3 protein-coding genes are annotated in these 2,796 nt (G+C 46.6%); all 3 read left to right on the plus strand.

Annotation, left to right across the window (positions count from 1 at the left end):
• Positions 1-556 (plus strand): tRNA-uridine aminocarboxypropyltransferase (locus A3757_RS16700; RefSeq protein WP_068739958.1); only part of this gene is annotated, 556 nt, incomplete at its 5' end.
• A gap of 29 nt (positions 557-585) precedes the next feature.
• Complete coding sequence (locus A3757_RS16705) at positions 586-1,452, plus strand: RNA pseudouridine synthase (protein ID WP_197470093.1); 867 nt, start codon at positions 586-588, stop codon at positions 1,450-1,452.
• A 157-nt stretch (positions 1,453-1,609) separates the two neighbouring features.
• Positions 1,610-2,796: OFA family MFS transporter (locus A3757_RS16710; protein ID WP_068739960.1), on the plus strand; the 1,187-nt coding region annotated here is incomplete at its 3' end.

Below are 2,796 nucleotides of genomic sequence, written 5' to 3' on the forward strand. Positions count from 1 at the left end.
AGAGCGACCCGTTGCTGAGGCTGCTTGTGCATTTTGTTTTATTCTCTATCAGGGGGAAGTATTTAAGCCCAGTAATACCGGACGCATCATCGCAGATCTTATCCCTGACAATTATGCTTTCCAGTGGCAACGTACCGAGCAGGAGGCTGCTTTGCGCGATCTATTGGAGAATCCAGATTACTTTCCTATCGTGGTCTTTCCTCATGAGTATGCAGAAGCTGATCAGTGTATTCGAAACCCGGTTGAAATAGAGAGTCAAGTGCATGGCAAGAGGCCTTTATTTATTATCTTAGATGGAACTTGGCGAGAGGCTAAAAAAATGTTTCGTAGTGCTTATCTTCGGCCTTTTCCTGTGTTGGGGATTAGCCCTGAAAAGGTGTCAAATTATCAGCTGCGCGAAGCATCACAGGATCATCAGTTATGTACGGCCGAAGTGGGTGTTGAAGTACTGAAGTTGGCGGGTGAGCATGAAGCTGCGCAAAGCTTGGATAAATACTTTAAACTCTTTCGAGAGCGTTATTTGGCGGGTAAGGCGAATATCATTCTTAAACGCTAATATTGTGTCTTTAATCTAAGGTTAATAATGTGACAGAAATAGTCGAATTCAAACTAACGCTCGATGAAAGTAATTGCCACATTAAGGCAAGCCAGATACTCGCCAGTCATACGAATCTCTCGCAAGCCAAGATAAAAGACGCCATGCAAAAAGGCGCTGTATGGTTGCATCGAGGGAAGGGGAAGCAGCGTTTAAGGCGAGCTAGTAAGGCGCTAAAGGCTGGTGATGAGCTTGAACTTAATTATAACGCTGAAGTTCTCAGGCAAGCTATCCCTGAACCAAAGTTGATCCATGATGCTTATGATTACAGTATTTGGTTCAAACCCTATGGCCTGAACTGCCAGGGAAGCCGATGGGGAGACTTTGCCAGTATTAATCGTTGGGTAGAAGTAAACCTTGCTAAGCTTAGCAATACCCATGAACGACCTGTCTTTCTAGTCCATCGGTTGGACAGAGCAACCACGGGTTTAATGGTTTTATGTCATAGTAAAAAAGCTGCGCAATGCTTTAGTGAGATGTTTAGTCAGGGGAGGGTTGATAAACGCTACCAGGCAATTGTGCACGGTGATTTTTCTATCTTCCCGCAAGACTATGAAGTAAATAGCCCTGTGGAGGGTAAAGCCGCATGTAGTATGTTTTCTTATGTTGAAGGTAAGGGCGAGTATTCCCTACTTGACGTTAGATTACTAACGGGCCGCAAGCACCAAATTCGCCAACACATCTCCTCCTTAGGCTACCCGATTGTTGGCGACCGGCTATATGGTAAATCATGTGACACGGAAGCTGAGGGTGTTAGGGATCTGCAATTGCAGTCGGTATCACTGAGTTTTGACTGCCCGTTTGAACATTGTAAACAGAGTTTCAAAGTCGCTGAGCAAGATCATCTTTGTCTCTAGGCACTATTCCAATTTTTCAAAAACTAAGCCTAATCTACGCACCTGTTGACTCCCGTCATTTTCTTCTGCCGTACTCAGACTATATTGAGCACTCAATAAAAAAATCTCACTCGCCTCCTAAAGGCGGTCTTCATGTTCGTAGAGATAAGGAAGGGATATGTCTGAAATACTAAAGAATCCGGGGTGGAAGGTAGCCATCGCGGGTACAGGGATCAACCTGGCTCTAGGGGTGCTTTATACCTGGAGCATTTATCAATCCAAGATTGTTGAATCAATTGAAGCGGGCGGTGCCGGTGGATTTAATTGGGACAGAGCTTCGGTTGGCGATCCTTATGCCATCTGCTGTTTAGTGTTTGCCTTTACGATGATTCTGGCGGGTAAGTGCCAGGACTTATTAGGGCCCAGGGTAACGGCACTGATTGGTGGCGTGTTAGTGGGTGCAGGTTTGCTGGTGATTTCGCAAAGCACGAGTTATACAGCTTGGGTGCTTGGTTTTGGTGTGCTCACCGGTGCAGGTATCGGTTTTGGTTATGCTTCGGCTACGCCACCTGCACTGAAGTGGTTCCCCGGCGGGCAGACCGGACTTATTGCGGGTTTGGTCGTTGCAGGCTTTGGCTTGGCACCTGTCTATATTGCCCCCTTGGCTTCTTACCTTGTTGGTGAGTGGGGTTTGCAAAGCACCATGATGTTTTTTGGCGCTGCATTCTTTATTGCCTTAAGCATTCTATCCCGTTTTCTTAAGAATCCGCCTGAGGGCTATGTTCCTGCTGAACCAGAATCTTCGGATCAGAATGTAGTTAAAGAACTGCCTGCCAAAACAGAGCAAGAAGACTTGGAACCGGTTCAACGCAGTGAGCCTGAAAGATCCATGGATGCATCACTGGTTATTAAAACGGCTTCATTTTGGAAACTCTGGTTTCTGTATTTTATTGGCGCTGGAGCCGGGCTAATGGTGATTGGTAGCGTGGCTGGGATGGCGAAGCAAAGTATGGGTAACGCTGCGTTTATCGTCGTCGCCATCATGGCGGTAGGTAATGCCTCAGGACGGATTATTGCTGGCGTGGTGTCTGATGCCATGGGTAAAAACCTTGCCTTGGCAATCTTCCTGGCGCTTCAGTCTTTGAATATGTTTCTGGCGATATTCGTCGTCTCTAGTGAGGGGGCGATGGCGTTCTTTATTGTCTTGTCGGCGACCTTTATTGGCTTTAATTACGGTACCAATCTGGCGCTTTTTCCTGCCTTTTGTAAGGGTTGGTGGGGCTTGAAGTCCTTTGGTATCAATTATGGCCTTCTGTTTACTTCGTGGGGAATAGGCGGTTTTGTGATGACCAAAATATCGGGAGC

The sequence above is a fragment of the Oleiphilus sp. HI0117 genome (assembly GCF_001635235.1).